Consider the following 20,061-nt stretch of genomic DNA (forward strand, 5'->3'; position numbering starts at 1 on the left):
TCCCGGACACGAACCCATGACACGAGCAAGACGCCGCCGCATCATCAGAACCCGCAGGACCGCGACCGGACTGGCGCTGGTTGGCTCGATTTCCTTCCTTGCGGGAATGACGGATGCCACCGGCCTGCTTCTGACCGGGGACTTCGTATCCTTCATGACCGGCAATACGACGCGGGCGGCATTGGCGCTGAGCAGCGGCGATGTCAGGCATGCCGCCGTGCTTGTGTCGGCCATCATCGTCTTCGTGCTCGGCAATGCCGCCGGCATTGTCGTTGCGCATCGCGCGGAGCGGCGCATCTTCGTCGTGCTCTGCTGCGTCAGCCTCATGCTGGCGCTAGCCTCTATGATGACGCTGCAGGATCTGTTGATGACACGTTTCTATACGATCGTTCTCGCAATGGGCATGGTGAATGCGGCGGTCGAGCATATAGAGGGGCTGCCGATCGGCCTGACCTATGTGACCGGCGCGCTGTCGCGTTTCGGTCGCGGCATAGGCCGCTGGATCATTGGCGACCGGCGCCTCGACTGGACCATCCAGATCGTGCCATGGGGCGGCATGGTGCTCGGTGCCATCAGCGGGGCCCTCATGACGCGTCTTGTGGGCGCGCAGGCGCTGTGGCTGGTCTCCGTCTTCGCGATGGCGTTGGCGATTGTCGCCCTGTTTATTCCGCGCCCCCTGCAGCGTCGGTTCAATCAAAAGATCGGAGCCTCCGGCCCGCATTCGGCGCGTGCCAGATAACCGCCGTCACCACCCAGCCGAGCCTGAACGCAGAGAACCTGGGACCGCTCTTCGCGAACGGTACGGCCTCGCCGGCTACTACTTCGCCGGCCGCACCTCGGCGTTCTTTCCGATCTGAGGCTTATTTCTTGGAGATGGTGACGAATTTCGTACCCCGCACGCGGGTGGTGACGATGCAAGGGTCGCCGCCGGTGCGATCGCAGAAGCGCGGGTTCATTTTCATGGCGAGCACCATATTGCCGAAACGCTGGACGAAGTCGTAGCCAAAGATCTGCGCGGTCGCGATCATGAAGTAGCCGCCTTCGGCCACCTGCAGATAAAAATTATAGGTGCAGCCGTCTTCGTTGCACTGCGGACCCTTCTGGCCGTCGCAGGTGAGTTCGCCCTCGTTGACGACCACGTCCATGAGGCCGTCATTGTTGATATCCTGGCGGATGAGGAAACCGTCACCGAAGGATGCTTCCGTGCATTGTTCCTGGAAATGCTTCTTCTCATAGATCTCCGGGTCGGAGATCAGCGATTGCTGTGCGAAAGCCGCGACCGGCATGACCAGCAGCAGAACGATGTTCAGGAGTACGGGCAACAGCGTCTTCACGGCTTTCCTCTTATGGATAAAGGCTCTCTGGCCTTCCATTCTGTATGCGCCGCCTTGCGCCGCCCTTGCCGCAATGATTCAGTATGTCTCGTTCCGCCGGTCTGGAGGCCTCGATGTCATTGCTCGTCTATCTCGATTACGCCGGCATTGCCCTCTTTGCCGCAACCGGCGCGCTGGCCGCCTCGCGCAAGCAGCTCGACCTGATCGGCTTCCTGTTTTTCGCGATCGTGACGGGGACGGGCGGCGGCACGGTGCGCGATATCATTCTCGGCCGCGTGCCGGTCTTCTGGGTGTTGAACCCGTTCTATATCGTCATCTGCTGCATTGCGGGTGTCGTCGTCTTCTTTACCGCCCATCTCCTGGAATCGCGCTATCGCCTGCTGATCTGGCTCGATGCGGTCGGTCTTGCCGCCTATTGCGTGCTCGGCGCCGCCAAGGGGCTGGCCGCGACCGGCTCGCCGACGATCGCCATTGTCACTGGTGCGCTGACGGCAACCTTCGGCGGCATCCTGCGCGATCTGCTGGCAAACGAACCATCCGTGCTGCTGCGCCCGGAAATTTACGTGACGGCGGCCCTGGTGGGATCGGGCGTCTTTACCGGCGTCAATGCGCTTGGCGCCGAGCTCTATATCGCATCGGCTTGCGGGGTCGCAGCAGCCTTCGCAGTGCGCGGCGGCGCCCTGTGGTTCGGCTGGACATTCCCGACCTACAAGCACATGCCTGGCCGACATCCTGACGATGTGATGTAAAAGTCAGCCTTGCTTCTGCCGCAGTCGGATCACCACGTCGACATGGGCGATTTCCATGCCCTCGGGCGGCGACGGCAGATTGGCGATGGTCAGATTGCTGATCGGAATATCGAGCACCTCGTTTTCGCCTTCGACGAAAAAGTGATGGTGATCGGAGACATTGGTGTCGAAATAGGTTTTGGCACTCTCGACTGCGAGAACGCGGATCAGGCCGGCTTCTGTGAACTGATGCAGCGTATTGTAGACCGTCGCGAGCGAAACCGGCACGCCAGCGGCAACCGCTTCCTCGTGCAGTTCCTCGACGGTCAAGTGCCGGTCGCCCTTGGCAAACAGGAGGTCGCCAAGCGCGACGCGCTGGCGGGTGGGACGCAGGCCTGCGCTACGCAGCCTGACCTCAATGGCGATCGGGGTTTCACCCGTCATTAACACCAACTCCGGTTATTCTGGCGAAAAGCAATCATGTTTGTTCAAAGCGATATAACTTTTGCGCAAAAGCCTTTCAATAGTTCAATGGGGACAAGAGCCTTCGAAAGGCCGCAAAAACGGCCTTTTGACGCAATTAGGTCTGGTCGCGGCCTTGGCCTTCCTGTATGCGACCACCAAATACTGGCTCAGGCCCGGTCCGGAACGAAGAAATGAAGCCGCCATGCTTGCGCTTCATTTTCTGGTGAACTTGGACTAAAGACACACATCCATCGCCAAGAACGCGGGGGGAAACAGAGATTTATGACGACCAGACAGTCCAGCTACTCGTATGAAGAACTTATCGCCTGCGCACATGGCGAGCTGTTCGGGCCTGGCAATGCGCAGCTGCCTTTGCCGCCCATGCTGATGGTTCATCGCATCACGGATATCTCTGAAACGGGCGGCACCTTCGACAAGGGCTATCTGCGGGCCGAATACGATGTTCGCCCTGACGACTGGTATTTCCCCTGCCATTTCGAAGGCAACCCGATCATGCCCGGCTGCCTTGGCCTTGACGGCATGTGGCAGCTGACCGGCTTCTATCTGGGTTGGCTCGGTGAACAGGGCCGCGGCATGGCGCTCTCGACCGGCGAAGTGAAGTTCAAGGGCATGGTCCGCCCGCACACGAAGCTGATTGAATACGGTATCGACTTTAAGCGCGTCATGCGCGGCCGTCTGGTGCTCGGCACTGCCGACGGCTGGCTGAAGGCGGATGGCGAAACCATTTATCAGGCGACCGATCTTCGCGTCGGTCTCTCGAAAGACAAGACGGCCTGAAAACCGCATTTCGAGCGGCTCACGAAAACAACAAGGGTTTGATCAGATGAGACGGGTAGTTGTCACGGGTCTAGGTGTCGTGTCTTCGATCGGAAACGACGCGGCCGAAGTCACCGAATCCCTGCGCCAGGCAAAGTCCGGTATTTCCTTCTCCAGCGATTTCGCCGAACACGGCTTCAAGTGCCAGGTCTGGGGCAGCCCCAAGCTCGGCGCCGACAAGCTCGCCGAACTGGTCGATCGCCGCGCCATGCGCTTCCTGTCGCAAGGCGGCGCCTGGAATCATGTCGCCATGAAGCAGGCGATCGCCGATTCAGGCCTGGAAGACAAGGACTACAGCGAAAACGAGCGCGTCGGCATCATCATGGGTTCCGGCGGTCCGTCTACGCGCACGCTCATCGAAGCAGCCGAGATCACCGTCAAGAACAACAGCCCGAAGCGCATCGGCCCCTTCGCCGTGCCGAAGGCCATGTCGTCTACAGCGTCCGCAACGCTTGCCACCTGGTTCAAGATCCACGGCGTCAACTATTCTATCTCGTCTGCCTGCTCGACCTCCGCGCACTGCATCGGCAATGCCGTTGAAATGATCCAGTGGGGCAAGCAGGACATGATGTTTGCCGGCGGCCACGAAGATCTCGACTGGACCATGTCGAACCTCTTCGACGCCATGGGCGCCATGTCCTCCAAGTACAACGATACGCCGGATACCGCTTCCCGAGCCTATGACGTCAGCCGTGACGGCTTCGTCATCGCTGGCGGCGCTGGTGTGCTCGTCCTCGAGGAACTGGAACATGCCAAGGCACGGGGCGCCAAGATCTATGCTGAAATCATTGGCTACGGCGCAACCTCCGATGGCTATGACATGGTCGCTCCCTCGGGCGAGGGTGCTATCCGTTGCATGCGTCAGGCGCTGGCGACCGTGAAGGGTGATGTCGATTACATCAACACGCACGGCACCTCGACACCGGTCGGCGACAGCAAGGAAATCGGCGCCATCCGTGCGGTTTTCGGCGAGAAGTTGCCGCATATCCAGTCCACCAAGTCGCTGACGGGCCATTCGCTCGGTGCCGCCGGTGTGCAGGAATCGATCTATTCGCTGCTGATGATGCAGGAAGGTTTCATCGGCGAAAGCGCGCATATCAAGGAACTCGATCCGGAATTCGAAGGCGTGCCGATCGTCCGCAAGCGCATCGACAATGCCAAGATCGACATTGCCCTCTCCAATTCCTTCGGCTTCGGCGGCACCAACGCCACGCTCGTGTTCCAGCGCTACAACGGATAATAACAATGACCGGAATCATGCAGGGTAAGCGCGGCCTCATCATGGGCGTCGCAAACAACCATTCTATCGCCTGGGGAATTTCGAAGGCGCTCGCTGCCCAGGGCGCGGAACTGGCTTTCACTTTCCAGGGTGATGCGCTCGGCAAGCGCGTCAAGCCACTTGCAGCCGAAGTCAATTCCGATTTTCTTCTGCCCTGCGATGTTGAGGACATCGCTTCGGTCGACACGGTCATCGACACGATCAAGGAGCGCTGGGGCAAGCTGGATTTCATCGTCCATGCCATCGGCTTTTCCGACAAGAACGAGCTGAAGGGCCTCTACGCCGATACGACGCGCGAGAACTTCAGCCGCACCATGGTCATTTCCTGCTTCTCCTTCACGGAGATCGCCAAGCGCTGTGCGCCGTTGATGGAAGATGGCGGCACCATGCTGACGCTGACCTATAACGGCTCCACGCGCGTGATCCCGAACTACAACGTCATGGGCGTTGCCAAGGCTGCTCTGGAAGCTTCCGTGCGCTATCTGGCGGCCGATTACGGTCCGCGCGGCATCCGCGTCAACGCTATCTCGGCAGGCCCGATCCGCACGCTCGCCGGCGCAGGCATTTCCGATGCCCGCGCCATCCTGTCGTGGAACCAGCGCAATGCGCCGCTGCGCAAGACCGTCACCATCGATCACGTCGGCAGCTCCGCGCTGTACCTGCTTTCGGATCTCTCGATGGGCGTGACGGGCGAAATCCACTTCGTGGATGCCGGTTACAACATCACCTCCATGCCGGCACTGGAGACGCTGCGCAAGGCAGACGTCGAGTAAGGCCGGACAAGGCTTAAAAAGAAAAGGCGGCCATCGGCCGCCTTTTTTATTTACGTGCCCACAACACTTTGAAGCGGGCATTGCGGCAGGTTTCGCCGCTATCCTTGAAATGCTCTGCAAGCACCGGCTCATAAGGCAGGCCGCGATTGGCCACCAGCATCAGCCGCCCGCCGCCGCGCAGCGAAGAGGCCGCCGTCTTGATCATTGCCTGTCCAAGTGAAGGCTCAGCCGCATGGCCCTCATGGAAGGGCGGGTTCATGATGACGAGATCGTATTTGTCCCGCACCTGCTCGCCCGCCAGATCGTGCCAGAAGAAGCGCACAGGCGCGTCCGGGCAGTTCTCCGCCAGATTGGCCTTGGCGGCCTCCAGGGCCTCGTAGTTGGCCTCGTAGAGGTCAAGGCGGGCAAGGTTAGGAGACTTCTGTGCAAGTTCGGCGGAGAGATAGCCCCAGCCGGCGCCGAAATCGGCCGCATCGCCGGTAAAATCGGTCGGCAGGCGTGAGGCGAGAAGCTGCGAACCGGCGTCGAGCCGGTCATGCGAAAACATGCCGGGCGAGGCGATGAAGCGGCCGTCGACCCGAACCGGCGACTTGCCGAACTTCGCAACGATCTCGCTGACATCGGCCGGCCGGCCGAACCAGAAGGCGACGCCATGATATTTCGGCATATGCTCGGTATCGAGGCCGAAACCTTCCACACGCTTGCGCAGCGGCTGGATGCCGTCTTCCTTGCCGCCGGCGACGACGATCAGCCCACCGGCCTTCACGCGGGAAAGGGCAGCGGCGATATTGGCTTCGTTTTCGCCCTTGTGCTTGGTGCAGAGCACCAGCGCTGCATCATAGTCTTCAGCGTCGATCTCCGGCTTCGCCTCGATGCGCTGCGCCAGAAGCTGTCTGTAGAGCGGCTTGAAGCCCTGTACGGCCTCCAGGGACGCGGCAAAGCCCTCGGGCAGGGCGAAGCCCGCCTCCGCGCCGAGGAAGAGCACACGCTCGCCTTCGCCTGGCGGCGTGACGGTTTCGCTGGCAAAGGGGTGGAAAAGGGTCTTCAGCGTCTCGCGGCTCATGATCTGGTCCCGTCATCTGGAGCAATTCCAGGAAACTGCGCAGCGGTTTTCGTCCGCAATTGCGCAAAGGTCGAATACAAAAAGGGCGCGGAAACAGTCCCGCGCCCGGATATCAGCGGAGAAGGCGCGGCTTATTCGGCCGCTTCATCCTTCTTCTTGTCGCCCTTTTCGGCAGCCGGGATTTCCTGGCCGGTGGCCTGGTCGACGACCTTCATGGACAGGCGAACCTTGCCGCGCTCGTCGAAGCCGAGCAGCTTGACCCAGACCTTGTCGCCTTCCTTGACGACGTCCTGGGTCTTCGCGACACGCTCGGAAGCAAGCTGCGAGATGTGGACGAGGCCGTCACGGGCGCCGAAGAAGTTGACGAAGGCGCCGAAGTCGGCGGTCTTGACAACAGTGCCTTCGTAGATCTGGCCGATTTCCGGCTCGGCGACGATCGAGTGGATCCACTTGCGGGCCGCTTCGATTTCCTTGCCCGAGGAGGAGGCGATCTTGACGGTACCGTCGTCCTCGATGTTGATCTTTGCGCCGGTCTTTTCGACGATTTCGCGGATAACCTTGCCGCCGGAGCCGATGACTTCGCGGATCTTGTCGACCGGAATGTTCATGACTTCGATGCGCGGAGCGAATTCGCCGAGCTGGCCACGGCTTTCGGTGATGGCCTTCGCCATTTCGCCGAGAATGTGGGCGCGACCACCCTGGGCCTGGCCAAGAGCGACCTTCATGATCTCTTCGGTGATACCGGCGATCTTGATGTCCATCTGCAGCGAGGTGATGCCGTCGGCAGTACCTGCCACCTTGAAGTCCATGTCGCCGAGGTGGTCTTCGTCACCGAGAATGTCGGAGAGGACGGCGAAGCGATCGCCTTCAAGGATCAGACCCATGGCGATACCGGCAACCGGCTTTGCGAGCGGTACACCTGCATCCATCAGAGCGAGCGAGGTGCCGCAGACGGTAGCCATCGAGGACGAGCCATTCGACTCGGTGATCTCGGAGACGACGCGCAGCGTGTAGGGGAACTGTTCGGCGGACGGCAGCATCGGACGGATGGCGCGCCATGCGAGCTTGCCATGACCGATTTCACGGCGACCTGGGGAGCCCATACGGCCGGTTTCGCCAACCGAGTAAGGAGGGAAGTTATAATGGAGCAGGAAGCGCTCCTTGTACATGCCCGTCAGGCTGTCGACGTACTGCTCGTCTTCGCCGGTGCCGAGGGTGGCAACCACGATCGCCTGCGTTTCACCGCGGGTAAAGAGCGCCGAACCATGCGTGCGCGGCAGAAGGCCGACTTCCGATACGATCGGACGAACGGTTTCGAGATCGCGGCCGTCGATGCGGCTCTTGGTGTCGAGGATGTTCCAGCGGACGATCTTGGCCTGCAGGTGCTTGAAGATCGAGCCGACTTCTTCGGCCGTGTACTTGGCTTCGCCTTCTTCGGGGAGGAAGTGCGCCTTCACCTTGGCCTTGACGGCGTCGACAGCTGTGTAGCGGTCGGCCTTCTGGGTGATCTTGTAGGCTTCGCGAAGCTCACCTTCGGCAAGGCCGAGCATTTCGGTTTCGAGAGCGGAATAGTCTTCCGGCTGGAAGTCACGCGGCTCCTTGGCGGCAACTTCGGCGAGCTTGATGATCGCGTCGAGAACCGGCTGGAAGCCCTTGTGGCCGAACATGACGGCGCCAAGCATGACGTCTTCCGGAAGCTCCTTGGCTTCGGATTCGACCATCAGGACGGCATCGTATGTGCCGGCGACGACGAGGTCGAGGCTCGATTCATCCATCTCGTCGAGATGCGGGTTGAGAACGTATTCGCCATTGATGTAGCCGACGCGTGCGCCGCCGACCGGGCCCATGAAGGGAACGCCTGATAGCGTCAGCGCCGCAGAGGTCGCGACCATGGACAGGATGTCCGGGTTGTTCTCGAGGTCGTGCTGGATGACGGTGACGACGACCTGCGTGTCGTTCTTGTAGCCTTCCGGGAAGAGCGGGCGGATCGGGCGGTCAATCAGGCGGGAAACGAGGGTTTCGTTTTCGCTCGGGCGACCTTCGCGCTTGAAGTAGCCGCCGGGGATCTTGCCGGCTGCATAGGTCTTTTCCTGATAGTTGACCGTCAGCGGGAAGAAGTCCTGGCCGGGCTTCGGTGCCTTGGCGGAAACGACGGTCGCAAGAACCACGGTTTCGCCGTAGGTGGCGAGCACAGCACCGTCAGCCTGACGGGCGATCTTGCCGGTCTCAAGCTTGAGCGGGCGGCCTGCCCACTCGATTTCTACTTTATGTGTATCGAACATGTCTTGTCCTTCAATGCAGCCAACGCGCCGTCTCCGTGAGGAGCAGCATAGCGTCGACCACAATCAGTGTGACGCATCACGGGCAAGACAACGGGAAGCTTCGAGCGGACGATTTCCCTCGGGAAATCGGGCCAAAGCTCTTGTGAAACTCTGGCCGAAAGCATCCGGCAATCCTGCCCCATGACAGGTCAACGGTTGGTTTGGCAGATCCGGCCCATCCGGAACTGCCGTCTTTCCATTCACACAGATAGCGCGCGCCTGGAAAATGTCATCGGGAGACGCACTCCCGGAAAAACATTCGGCGGGCGAAGTGCTTCGCCCGCCGAAAAATCATTAGCGGCGGATACCCAGGCCGTTAATCAGCTTGGTGTAGCGGCCTTCGTCCTTCTTCTTGAGATAGTCAAGAAGCGAGCGGCGGCTGGAAACGAGCGTCAGCAGACCACGGCGGGAATGGTTATCCTTCTTGTGGTCCTTGAAGTGTTCGGTCAGGTTGTTGATGCGCTCGGTGAGGATCGCAACCTGTACTTCCGGCGAACCGGTGTCGCCTTCGGTGGTCGCATATTCCTTGATCAGCGCAGCCTTGCGCTCAGCAGTGATCGACATCGGACAATCCTTTCGTTGAGAGGAGTTTAAGTCGCCAAAAGCCGGGATGTCGTCCAGCCTTGGCCGCGAATGCAATCGGGGAGACCCTGATGCTGGCGCTGCCTATAAACCAAATAAGCAGCGTTGGAAAGAGGGGCACCATTAGCGGTTTCAGCGCCCCGCCATGGCGTCCCGGATCATCGCGTCGTATCCTTCGGGATCCTGCAGCATGGCGAAATGGCTGGCATCCTTCAGGATGACGAGTTTTGCGCCTGGAATTTCCTTCGCCATCATCTCTGTATGATCGAGCTTTACGGCCTCGTCATGATCGCCGATGGCGAGCGTGACCGGCACCGTGATCTTTCCGAGGTCGGCTGCCGTCCAGGCAGGCTGTGTCGCCCACATTTCCGAGATTTGTTTGACGAAGGCGTCGTATTCGTTCGGCGTCGGCGACAGCTTTTTGTAATATTCACCGGCGACATTGATGTAGTCGTTGAAGGTCTTGTTGCTCATGACGTCGGACTTAACGCCGTCGGTCGTGACATTTGCCGCCTGGGCGATGACGCGCGTGAGCTTCTCCGGATGTTTCATCGCCATGTCGATGCCGATGATGCCGCCGTCCGACCAGCCGACCAGCGTCACCTTGTCGATTTTCAGATAGTCGAGAAGTGCTACGTAATCCGATGTCATCAGATCATAGCCGAAGGGCTGCTGGCTGCGCGTCGAGCGCCCATGCCCGCGGCTGTCGGCGACGATGACAAGGTGATCCTTAGCGAAATCGGCGACCTGATGGCCCCAGACATCGGCATTTCCAAGCCCGCCATGGATGAAGAGGATCGGGTCGCCCTCGCCATATTCGGCGTAATACATCTTGATGTCGTTGACTTCAGCCATGCCGCTCGCCTTCGGCGCCGACATGGAAGGAAAGGCCGGAAGTTCGGCCCAGCGCTCGCCAGATTGAGCGATCGTAACCGTGAGAAACAGCGAAAAGAACGTCAGTATTCCCAAAGCGATTTTGCGCATATTTTCCCCTATGACAAGCCGTTATGGCCCGCCGGAAAACATATCGCATCGCGATCGTCTGACAATTGCCGCCTTTGTTGCGGCTGGCCCGACGACCTCAGCCGAAAACGCGCTTCGGCCGGAATTCGCCCTGCCCAATCTCGCCGATCGCGATCAAGCGACCGCGGGCGGTCGCATAGGCCTCGCTTTCGGCAACAGGCGCATCGCGACCGCGCACAAGGATAGGGTTGCCCATTTTCAGCCGGTGCGCCTGATCATCGCTGACAACAAGGTGCGGCAGGGTCGATAACGCCTCGCAGGTGTCGATCAGCAGGGCGTCGAGGGCGGCAAGGCGCTCATCCATATCCTCGATCTCTTCGAGCGCAGTCAGCTTTGCAAGCGGCACCATCGTCTCTTCGGCGAAGGGCGCTACGAAAGTTCTGCGCAAGCCGGAAACATGACCGTAGGAGCCGAGTTCGCGGCCGAAATCGCGGGCAAGCGCCCGCACATAGGTGCCCTTGCCGCATTCCACCTCGAAATGCGCGGTATTGTCATCCGGGCAGGCGAGAAGCGTCAGACGATGAACCTCGACCTCACGCGAGGGGATCTCGACCGCCTCGCCATCGCGCGCCAGATCGTAGGCGCGTTCACCGGCGATCTTGATAGCGGAAAACTGCGGCGGAACCTGGCTGATCGTGCCGATATATTTCGTCAGGATCTCGCGGATTTGCTGCTCGCTCGGGCGCTTGTCGGAGTTCTGCGTAACCTCGCCCTCGAGGTCGTCGGTCGCCCGCTCTTCACCCCAGCTCACTGTGAATTCATAGATCTTGCGGCCATCCATCACATAGGGGACGGTCTTGGTGGCATCGCCGAGCGCGATCGGCAACATGCCCGAAGCAAGCGGGTCGAGCGTCCCGGCATGGCCGCATTTCTGCGCCTTGAAGAGCCACTTGATCTTGGAAACGGCTTCCGTCGAGCCGAAATCCACCGGCTTGTCGAGGATCAGCCAACCGGAAATCGGGCGGCCCTTGGGTTTGCGTGGTTTGGACATCAGTCTCTTCTGTTATTCGTCGTCATTGTCGAGATCGCGGCTCACCTCGGGCGAGCGCAGCAGGTCGTCGATCTTCTTGTAATTGTCGAAGCTGGTATCGTCGCGGAAGCGCACTTCCGGCATGTATTTCATCTGCCGGAGCTGCGGTCCGAGCCGGCCACGGATGAACTTCGCTTTACGGTTCAGCGCGTCGATGACGATCGTGTGGTCGGAAACGCCGAGCGGCGTCACATAGGCCGTCGCGATCTTCAAGTCGGGCGACATGCGCACCTCGGAGATCGAGATCACGGTCGCCTCGATGATGTCGTCGCGCACTTCGCCGCGCTGCAGCACCTGGGTGATTGCTGCGCGAACCTGCTCGCCGACGCGCAGCATGCGCTGCGACGGTGCCGAGGATGTAGGTCTTGTTGCCATTGTTCTTTATCCCAAAAGGATCGGGCGCCGGACTGGATGATCCGGCGCCCGTCCAAGATTTCAATCGTCGCCCGATCAGAGCGTGCGCGTGATGTGCTCGACGCGGAAGCACTCGATGACGTCGCCGACACGCATGTCTTCGTAGTTCTCGAAGGCCATACCGCACTCCTGGCCCATCGGTACTTCAGAGACTTCGTCCTTGAAGCGCTTGAGGGTCTTGAGCTTGCCTTCGTGCACGACGACGTTGTCGCGGATGAGGCGGACACCCGCGCCACGCTCGACCTTGCCTTCGACGACGCGGCAACCCGCGACCTTGCCGACCTTGGTGATGTTGAACACCTCCAGGATCTCGGCATTGCCGATGAAGGTCTCGCGACGTTCCGGCGAAAGAAGACCCGACATCGCTGCCTTCACGTCATCCACGAGGTCGTAGATGATGTTGTAGTAGCGGATCTCGATCCCCTCACGTTCGGCGAACTGGCGTGCCTGCGCATTCGCACGCACGTTGAAGCCGATGATGGCAGCGTTCGATGCTTCGGCAAGCGAGATGTCGGACTCGGTGATACCGCCTGCGCCCGAATGAACGATGCGGGCACGAACCTCGTCGGTACCGAGCTTGTCCAATGCGCCGGCAATCGCTTCGATCGAGCCCTGCACGTCGCCCTTGATGACCAGCGGGAATTCCTTCACGCCGGTGCTCTGGAGCTGCGTCATCATCTGTTCCAGCGAACCGCGCTGTCCCGACAGGCGGGCAGCCGCCTTGTCGCGGGCGAGACGCTGACGATACTCCGAGATTTCGCGGGCGCGGCTTTCATTCTCGACGACGGCAAACTTGTCACCTGCCTGCGGCGTGCCGGAAAGACCGAGAACCTCGACCGGGGTCGCGGGACTGGCTTCCTTCACATGGTCGCCCTTATCGGTGACCAGGGCGCGCACGCGGCCCCAGACGTCACCGGCAACGATGATCTGACCCGGACGCAGTGTGCCCTTCTGGACAAGCACTGTCGCAACCGCACCACGACCGCGGTCGAGCTGGGCTTCGATGACAGTACCTTCAGCCGTCCTGTTCGGATTGGCCTTAAGGTCGAGAATTTCGGCCTGCAGCAGGATCGCTTCGAGCAGCTTATCGAGGTTCTTGCCGGTCTTGGCCGAAACTTCGACGTCGAGCACTTCACCGCCCATGGATTCTACGAAGACTTCGTGCTGCAGAAGCTGGTTGCGAACCTTCTGCGGATCGGCCTCGTGCTTGTCGACCTTGTTGATCGCCACGATGATCGGAACACCGGCCGCCTTGGCGTGGTTGATGGATTCGATCGTCTGCGGCATCACGCTATCGTCAGCCGCGACCACAAGGATCGCGATATCGGTAGCCTGCGCACCGCGGGCACGCATCGCCGTAAAGGCTGCGTGGCCGGGAGTATCGATGAAGGTGATCTTCTGGCCGTTCTGTTCCACCTGATAGGCGCCGATATGCTGCGTGATGCCACCGGCTTCGCCGGAGACCACGTTGGCATGGCGGATAGCGTCGAGCAGCGAGGTCTTGCCGTGGTCGACGTGGCCCATGATGGTGACGACAGGCGGGCGCGAAACCAGTTCGCCCTGCTCGTCGGACACATTGAAGATGCCGAGTTCGACGTCGGATTCGGATACGCGCCTGACCGTATGGCCGAATTCACCGGCAATGAGCTCAGCGAGGTCGGCGTCGATGACGTCGCCCGGCTTCATCATCTGGCCTTCCTTCATCAGGTACTTGATGACGTCAACGGCACGTTCAGACATGCGCTGCGACAGTTCCTGGATCGTGATGGTTTCGGGCAGTACGACCTCGCGGGTGATCTTCTCGCGCGTCTCCTGCATCTGGCTGCGGCGGAACTTTTCCTGCCGGCGGCGCATGGCCGAAAGCGAACGCCCGCGTGCATTGCCGTCGTCATCGACGTTTGCGGTGGTAACGGTCAGCTTGCCGCGGCGGCGGTCTTCCTCGCTCTTCGGGCGGGTTGTCACCGGCTTTGCGGGCTCCGGACGAACCGGGCGGCCACGGACCGGACCGCTGCGCGAAGCACCGCGGTCTTCCTCTTCGCCTTCATTACGGCGACCACGCACACCTGCCGGTGCGCCTGGCGCAGGCCGGGCGGTTGAGGGCGACGGAGCGGTTTCCGGACGGCGAGCGGCCGGCGCGGCTGCCGGTGCCGGCTGCTGCGGACGAGGAGTTTCAACACGTGCTTCCACTGCAGGAGCGGCAGGTGGTTCGGCCAGGGCTGCTGCTGCGGCCTCCGCCTGGCGTACGGCCTCTTCTGCGGCGCGCAGCTTGGCTTCCTCCGCTTCGGCGGCCTGGCGTACGGCCTCTTCTGCCGCGCGGCGCTTTTCTTCCTCAGCACGACGGATGGCGTCCTGCGCGTCACGGGCTTGCGCGTCGGCAAGCGCGCGGCGACGGGCATCCATTTCCTCAGGCGAAAGGTGGTTCAGCACCACGGGACGCGGACGATCCTGCTGACGCTGCGGCTGGTAGGATTGCTGCGGACGCTGGTTTGTCTGCTGCGGGCGCTGGTTGTTCTGGCCACCAGGCTGTTGAATGCGCGGGGCCGGAGCCGACTGCTGCGGGCGCGCCTGCACAGGCGCCGGCGCCGGTTCAGGCGCGCGCACCGGAGCTACGGGAGCAGGTGTCGTCGGCTTTTCGTCTTCAGGGCGCATCGGGCGCCGCTTGCGGGTCTCGACGACGACCGCCTTGGTGCGACCGCGACCCATATCCTGGCGAACGGTACCCTGGCTCATTCCTGATGGTTTCAGGGTGAGGGTTTTCTTCCCCGTTGCGCTGATTGTCTTGTCGTCGTTGCTGTCGGTCATTCGTTCCCGTTCCTTCGGACAGGGAACGATGAAGCCATCAGACCCTGTCAATCACATACAATCGATCAATGATATTGCGGCCGGCTTCCGCCGGTGACCGCATCATTGTTTTTGCTGGCCAGCGCCGCCCGGTGCCCGGGACTGACCGCCGTTACGGTACTGTTCGAGCATCTTTGCGCGCTTCACTACACCTTCACCCGCCTGCCCTGCAAGCACTGCGGCATGGATAAAAGCATTCTGGCCCATCACCCCTTCCATTTCGCTCTCCGAGAAGAGACGGAAGGAAGGTATTTCTTCCTCGGTTTCCATTCCGAGGTGCCAGGCCTTGCGAGCCTGGTCTATTTTTCTCACGCCATCGGCGGCTGCATCCGTCGAATGGAACACTGCAAGCGCAGCCCCGCTGCGTATTGCGGCATCCACCTTGGCCGAGCCAGTGACGAGCTGGCCCGCCTTGCGCGCCATATTCATCATCTGCAGAAGCTGCTGCAGAAACAGCCGCTCCACCCGCTCGGCGAGGTCGTCGGCTGCCTTGACATCGGCCTTGAGGGCGCGGGCGAAGAGCTTCTTCGCCACCGCCCTCTCGACCAGCGACCGGTCGATCTTCACCCAGCAGCCGCGTCCCGGCAGCGTGCGCTTCAGATCCGGCACCACCGTCCCGTCAGGGGCGGCCACGAAGCGGATCAGCTCATCCGGCGATCCGCTTTCGCGTGTTGCGATGCACATGCGGCCGTTCACGTCGTAACCTGCAAGATCATCGTCTTCAGGAGATGTGTCCGGCGTCAGTGTCATTATGCGTCCTGCTCGGTCGCATCGGCTTCGACAGCTTCCGCGTCCTTCGCAAGGTCTTCTTCAGTAATCCAGCCGGCGAGCAGGCGGGCCTGCACAACCATCTGTTCGGCTTCGACGCGCGAAATGTCGAACTTCGAGAACAGGCCCTCGAACTTCTTCGTTTCGCCATTCTTGCGTTCGGTCCAGCCGACGAGATCGTCGGCTGCGCAGCCTGCGAAGTCCTCGATCGTCTTGATACCGTCTTCGCCGAGCGCCACCATCATCTGGGCGGTTATGCCGTCGATCTGGCGCAGTTCGTCGGCAACGCCGAGAGCCTTGCGCTTCTCGTCCATTTCCGCCTCGAGCTTCTCGAGGAATTCGCGGGCGCGGGTCTGGATTTCCTGCGCGGTGTCTTCGTCGAAACCGTCGATCGAGGAGATTTCGTCGAGATCGACATAAGCCAGTTCCTCGACGGCGGCGAAGCCTTCCGAAGCCAGAACCTGGCCGACCATCTCGTCGACATCGAGCGCGTCCATGAAGAGGTTGGTGCGCTCGTTGAATTCCTTCTGACGGCGCTCGGACTCTTCGGCTTCCGTCATGATGTCGATGTCCCAGCCCGTCAGCTGCGAAGCCAGACGGACGTTCTGGCCGCGGCGGCCGATGGCGAGCGAAAGCTGCTCATCCGGAACGACCACTTCGATGCGTTCAGCATCTTCGTCGAGAACGACCTTTGCGACTTCGGCCGGCTGCAGGGCATTGACGACGAAGGTCGCCGGGTCCTGCGACCAGGGAATGATGTCGATCTTCTCGCCCTGGAGCTCGCCGACGACGGCCTGGACGCGCGAACCACGCATACCGACGCAGGCGCCGACCGGATCGATCGAACTGTCGTTCGAGATCACGGCGATCTTGGCGCGCGAACCCGGGTCGCGGGCAACCGACTTCACCTGGATGATGCCGTCGTAAATTTCCGGCACTTCCATGGTGAAGAGCTTCACCATGAACTGCGGATGCGTGCGCGACAGGAAGATCTGCGGGCCGCGCTGCTCGCGACGGACATCATATACGTACGCACGGACGCGATCGCCATAGCGAACATTCTCGCGCGGGATCATTTCGTCACGGCGGATGATGCCTTCACCGCGGCCGAGGTCGACGATGACATTGCCATATTCGACGCGCTTGACCGTTCCGTTGACGATTTCGCCGACACGATCCTTGAATTCGTCGAACTGGCGGTCACGCTCGGCTTCGCGCACCTTCTGCACGATAACCTGCTTGGCCGACTGTGCGGCGATGCGGCCGAAATCCATCGGCGGCAGCGGATCGGCGATGAAGTCGCCGATGGCGGCGTCCGGGTTGCGGTCGCGGGCCAGTTCCAGCGGGATCTGCGTGGAATAATCTTCGGCCTTCTCGACGACTTCGAGCAGGCGCTGCAGACGGATTTCGCCGGTCTTCGGGTTGATGTCGGCGCGGATATTGGATTCGGTACCGTAACGGGAACGCGCCGCCTTCTGGATGGCATCGGCCATCGCGGCAAGCACGATCTCGCGGTCGATGACCTTTTCGCGCGCCACTGCATCTGCGATCTGCAGAAGTTCGAGCCGGTTTGCACTGACTGCCATTGTTGTGTTTCTCCGTCCTTGACTACCCGGGTTCCCGTCCCTGGAGCTTGCGTTGATCGGTTATTCTTCGTCGTCCGCTTCGTTCTGGTTCGCAGCCTGCGCCTTTGCCAGCTTGTCGGCGCGCAGTGCATCCCGGATCAGATCGTCGGTCAGAATGAGTTTGGCATCGCTGAGCGCAGTGAAGGGGATGACGACCTTCTGCTCCTCGCCATAGGCAATCTGATCGCGTTCGATCGTAAACCCGTCGGCGTCCGCTTCGACGATCTTGCCGCGGAAGCGTTTGCGATTGCCGATCATGATCGACGTTTCGCACTTTACGAGGTGGCCCTGCCAGCGAACGAAATCGGATTTCCGCACCAGAGGGCGGTCGATACCCGGCGAAGACACTTCGAGATGATACTCTTTATCGATCGGATCTTCCACATCGAGCACCGGAGAAATCGCCATGGAGACCTGCTCGCAGTCTTCGACGCTCATCGTGCCATCGTTCTTCTCGGCCATGACCTGCATCGTCATGCCATTCTGGTTGAGCATGCGAACGCGAATGAGGCGGAAGCCGATGTCGTCGAGTACGGGTTCGATAATGTCGGCAAGACGCTGGTCAAGCCCGGTCTCGGTAATCAGCCGCGGCTCATGTTGATTGTCTGCGTTTGTCAGATCCGACAAGCGGTGCGCTCCCTGCGATTTCTGGCATTAGGGGTGATCGCGCTAATAAAAAAGAGCGGGTCCTTGCGGCCCACTCTTCATCGAACGATCAAGAATTTGAATGCCATATAGTCCCGTTTTTTAGAAATTGCAAGGTCGGCGCCGATTCCGCCTCTTCCACCCCTGCAAGCGCAAGCTAACCTATGGCGAGCACTTATCTTCCGCATATATTGCTATTGAGGCACAACGATAAAAGCGGGGGAAACGTGGCCTATACGTCTTCGACATTTGCGCCTTTGCGACATGAGACCTACCGCACCATCTGGTTTGCAAGCCTCGCCTCGAACTTCGGCGGCCTGATTCAGGCCGTCGGTGCCGCCTGGATGATGACGGTCATCACCTCTTCCGAGGACATGGTTGCGCTGGTCCAGACCTCGACGGCGCTGCCGATCATGCTGTTCTCGCTGATCTCGGGCGCTCTCGCCGACAATTATGATCGGCGCCGGATCATGCTGACGGCGCAATCCGCGATGCTCGTGGTTTCGATCGTGTTGACGGCCTGCGCCTTTCTCGGCTGGATTACACCCGGACTGCTGCTCTTCTTTACGTTTCTCATCGGCTGCGGCACAGCGCTCAACAATCCCTCCTGGCAGGCCTCTGTCGGCGACATGGTGCCGCGCGCCGATTTGCCTGGCGCGGTTACGCTGAACAGTATGGGCTTCAACATTACCCGCAGTGTCGGCCCGGCGATCGGTGGCGCCATCGTGGCGGCCGCCGGTGCCGCTGCTGCCTTTGCAGTGAACGCGCTGAGCTATATTGCGCTCCTCTATGTGCTGTTCCGCTGGCGGCCGAGCACGCCTGCCTCGACGCTGCCGCGCGAAACACTCGGCAGCGCTATTTTTGCCGGCATGCGTTATGTCTCCATGTCGCCCAACCTCGAAAAGATCCTCCTGAGAGGGCTGGTATTCGGTATCGGCGCGAGTTCTATCCAGGCACTGCTGCCGGTCGTCGCGCTCGATCTCGTCTCTGGTGGGCCGCTGACCTATGGTTTCATGCTCGGCGCTTTCGGCATCGGCGCGATCGGTGGTGCCATCCTGAGCACCAGGCTGCGCGAGATGCTCTCCAGCGAGACGATCATCCGCTTGGCCTTTTTAGGCTTTGCACTCAGCGCCGTGATCGCAGCTCTCAGCCCAAGTGCCGTGCTCACCTCGGCCGGGCTGCTCGTAGCCGGTGCCTGCTGGGTTTCGGCACTTTCGCTCTTCAATATCATCGTCCAGCTTTCGACGCCGCGATGGGTGGTCGGCCGCGCTTTGTCGCTTTACCAGACCGTCACCTTCGGCGGCATTGCCGGCGGAAGCTGGCTCTGGGGTGTTGCCGCCGACCGGTACGGTCTTTCGAATGCACTGCTGATGTCGGCTGCGGTCCTGCTGCTTGGAGTCGTAATCGGCCTGCGCTTTTCCATGCCGGCTTTCGCCTCGCTCAATCTCGATCCGCTGAACCGCTTTATCGAGCCGGCTCTCGGCCTCGATATCACGCCACGCAGCGGCCCTATCGTCATCCAAGTATATTACCAGATTGCCGATGACGACTTGGCCGAATTCATGACGCTGATGGAAGAGCGCCGCCGCATCCGCATCCGCGATGGCGCCCGCAACTGGGCACTGATGCGCGATCTCGAAAATCCCGGCCTCTGGACGGAAACCTATCACACGCCGACCTGGGTCGAATATATCAGGCACAATCAGCGCCGCACACAGGCCGATGCCGAAAATACCGACCGGCTTCGCGCCCTCCACCGTGGCGAGGGCCTGCCACATGTTCACCGCATGATCGAGCGCCAGGCCATTCCGCCTATCGATGACGTCTTCCACAAGACGCCGATCGATCTGCATCATTGAGGTCGGGCATGCACATTTTCCGAAAGGCACAACAATCCGATCTCGCCGACATCATCCGGTTGCTTGCCGATGATGATCTCGGCAGCACGCGGGAGGTCGTCTCGGATCCCGTCGATATACGCTATCTCGCAGCCTTCGCCGCAATCGAGGCAGATCCCAACCAGTTGCTGGCTGTTGCAATCGACGAGACCGACCGGGTCGTGGGTTGCCTGCAGCTGAGCTTTCTTCCCGGCCTTTCGCGAACGGGCATGTGGCGGGGCCAGATCGAAAGCGTGCGTATTGCGAAGGGCCATCGCGGCTCCGGGTTCGGCTCGCAATTCATCGAATGGGCGATCGCCCGCTGCTCCGAGCGCGGTTGCGGTCTCGTGCAGCTCACATCCGACAAGACGCGCGCGGATTCGATCCGGTTTTATAAAAAGCTCGGTTTCGTGACGAGCCATGAGGGGCTGAAGCGCAACCTGTAAAGCATCCGCC

At 60.8% G+C, this 20,061-nt stretch carries 19 protein-coding genes; 7 read left to right on the forward strand and 12 right to left on the reverse strand.

Annotated elements, in window-relative coordinates; translation table 11 throughout:
• Positions 1-16: 16 nt before the first annotated feature.
• Positions 17-739, forward strand: coding sequence for a YoaK family protein (locus AB8B33_RS22890; RefSeq protein ID WP_310379935.1), 723 nt, complete (start codon positions 17-19; stop codon positions 737-739).
• 121 nt (positions 740-860) lie between these two features.
• On the opposite strand, the gene AB8B33_RS22895 is transcribed toward AB8B33_RS22890, so the two are convergent.
• Entirely contained in the window at positions 861-1,334 is a 474-nt protein-coding gene (locus tag AB8B33_RS22895; protein WP_113320580.1) for a hypothetical protein, read from the reverse strand.
• A 113-nt stretch (positions 1,335-1,447) separates the two neighbouring features.
• Between AB8B33_RS22895 and AB8B33_RS22900 the strand changes: the two genes are divergently transcribed.
• Complete coding sequence (locus tag AB8B33_RS22900) at positions 1,448-2,083, forward strand: trimeric intracellular cation channel family protein (protein WP_007814141.1); 636 nt, start codon at positions 1,448-1,450, stop codon at positions 2,081-2,083.
• A 3-nt stretch (positions 2,084-2,086) separates the two neighbouring features.
• Here AB8B33_RS22900 and irrA read toward each other — a convergent pair whose 3' ends face one another.
• Complete coding sequence (gene irrA / locus AB8B33_RS22905) at positions 2,087-2,506, reverse strand: iron response transcriptional regulator IrrA (RefSeq protein ID WP_439016985.1); 420 nt, start codon at positions 2,504-2,506, stop codon at positions 2,087-2,089.
• Between the two features lie 303 nt (positions 2,507-2,809).
• On the opposite strand from irrA, the gene fabA reads away from it, so the two are divergent.
• Genes fabA through fabI form a run of 3 tightly spaced genes read left to right on the forward strand, consistent with a single transcriptional unit; the run spans position 2,810 to position 5,416 of the window.
• On the forward strand, positions 2,810-3,325 hold the full coding sequence (fabA, locus tag AB8B33_RS22910; RefSeq protein ID WP_113320480.1) for a 3-hydroxyacyl-[acyl-carrier-protein] dehydratase FabA: 516 nt from the start codon (positions 2,810-2,812) through the stop codon (positions 3,323-3,325).
• 46 nt (positions 3,326-3,371) lie between these two features.
• A complete protein-coding gene (fabB, locus tag AB8B33_RS22915; protein WP_037100386.1) occupies positions 3,372-4,604 on the forward strand; it encodes a beta-ketoacyl-ACP synthase I in 1,233 nt (410 codons plus the stop codon).
• Positions 4,605-4,609: 5 nt separating this feature from the next.
• Positions 4,610-5,416, forward strand: coding sequence for an enoyl-ACP reductase FabI (gene fabI, locus AB8B33_RS22920; RefSeq protein WP_113320481.1), 807 nt, complete (start codon positions 4,610-4,612; stop codon positions 5,414-5,416).
• 46 nt (positions 5,417-5,462) lie between these two features.
• On the opposite strand, the gene AB8B33_RS22925 is transcribed toward fabI, so the two are convergent.
• The 10 genes from AB8B33_RS22925 to rimP form a co-directional block, all read right to left on the reverse strand.
• On the reverse strand, positions 5,463-6,479 hold the full coding sequence (locus tag AB8B33_RS22925) for a class I SAM-dependent methyltransferase (protein ID WP_439016986.1): 1,017 nt from the start codon (positions 6,477-6,479) through the stop codon (positions 5,463-5,465).
• Between the two features lie 131 nt (positions 6,480-6,610).
• Positions 6,611-8,761 carry a polyribonucleotide nucleotidyltransferase gene (pnp, locus tag AB8B33_RS22930; RefSeq protein ID WP_439016987.1) on the reverse strand — a complete coding sequence of 717 codons (2,151 nt, stop codon included), beginning with the start codon at positions 8,759-8,761 and terminating at the stop codon, positions 6,611-6,613.
• A 333-nt stretch (positions 8,762-9,094) separates the two neighbouring features.
• Positions 9,095-9,364 carry a 30S ribosomal protein S15 gene (rpsO, locus tag AB8B33_RS22935; protein ID WP_007817719.1) on the reverse strand — a complete coding sequence of 90 codons (270 nt, stop codon included), beginning with the start codon at positions 9,362-9,364 and terminating at the stop codon, positions 9,095-9,097.
• 150 nt (positions 9,365-9,514) lie between these two features.
• Complete coding sequence (locus AB8B33_RS22940; protein ID WP_439016988.1) at positions 9,515-10,366, reverse strand: alpha/beta fold hydrolase; 852 nt, start codon at positions 10,364-10,366, stop codon at positions 9,515-9,517.
• A 97-nt stretch (positions 10,367-10,463) separates the two neighbouring features.
• On the reverse strand, positions 10,464-11,396 hold the full coding sequence (gene truB / locus AB8B33_RS22945; RefSeq protein WP_439016989.1) for a tRNA pseudouridine(55) synthase TruB: 933 nt from the start codon (positions 11,394-11,396) through the stop codon (positions 10,464-10,466).
• Positions 11,397-11,408: 12 nt separating this feature from the next.
• On the reverse strand, positions 11,409-11,810 hold the full coding sequence (gene rbfA / locus AB8B33_RS22950) for a 30S ribosome-binding factor RbfA (protein WP_113320486.1): 402 nt from the start codon (positions 11,808-11,810) through the stop codon (positions 11,409-11,411).
• Positions 11,811-11,885: 75 nt separating this feature from the next.
• Positions 11,886-14,651 carry a translation initiation factor IF-2 gene (gene infB, locus AB8B33_RS22955; RefSeq protein WP_439016990.1) on the reverse strand — a complete coding sequence of 922 codons (2,766 nt, stop codon included), beginning with the start codon at positions 14,649-14,651 and terminating at the stop codon, positions 11,886-11,888.
• Positions 14,652-14,753: 102 nt separating this feature from the next.
• Positions 14,754-15,440 carry an RNA-binding protein gene (locus tag AB8B33_RS22960; protein ID WP_113320488.1) on the reverse strand — a complete coding sequence of 229 codons (687 nt, stop codon included), beginning with the start codon at positions 15,438-15,440 and terminating at the stop codon, positions 14,754-14,756.
• On the reverse strand, positions 15,440-17,044 hold the full coding sequence (nusA, locus tag AB8B33_RS22965) for a transcription termination factor NusA (protein ID WP_037100404.1): 1,605 nt from the start codon (positions 17,042-17,044) through the stop codon (positions 15,440-15,442). The genes AB8B33_RS22960 and nusA overlap by 1 nt, the downstream gene beginning before the upstream one ends.
• Positions 17,045-17,104: 60 nt before the next feature.
• Complete coding sequence (gene rimP, locus AB8B33_RS22970; RefSeq protein ID WP_439016991.1) at positions 17,105-17,710, reverse strand: ribosome maturation factor RimP; 606 nt, start codon at positions 17,708-17,710, stop codon at positions 17,105-17,107.
• Positions 17,711-17,955: 245 nt separating this feature from the next.
• Between rimP and AB8B33_RS22975 the strand changes: the two genes are divergently transcribed.
• Positions 17,956-19,587: an MFS transporter gene (locus AB8B33_RS22975; protein ID WP_439016992.1), complete on the forward strand. Its 1,632-nt coding sequence runs from the start codon at positions 17,956-17,958 to the stop codon at positions 19,585-19,587.
• An 8-nt stretch (positions 19,588-19,595) separates the two neighbouring features.
• Positions 19,596-20,051, forward strand: a complete 456-nt coding sequence (locus tag AB8B33_RS22980) for a GNAT family N-acetyltransferase (protein ID WP_439016993.1) — start codon at positions 19,596-19,598, stop codon at positions 20,049-20,051.
• The last annotated feature ends 10 nt before the right edge of the window (positions 20,052-20,061 follow it).

The sequence above is a fragment of the Rhizobium sp. 768_B6_N1_8 genome, assembly GCF_051811225.1.
GTDB lineage: Bacteria > Pseudomonadota > Alphaproteobacteria > Rhizobiales > Rhizobiaceae > Rhizobium.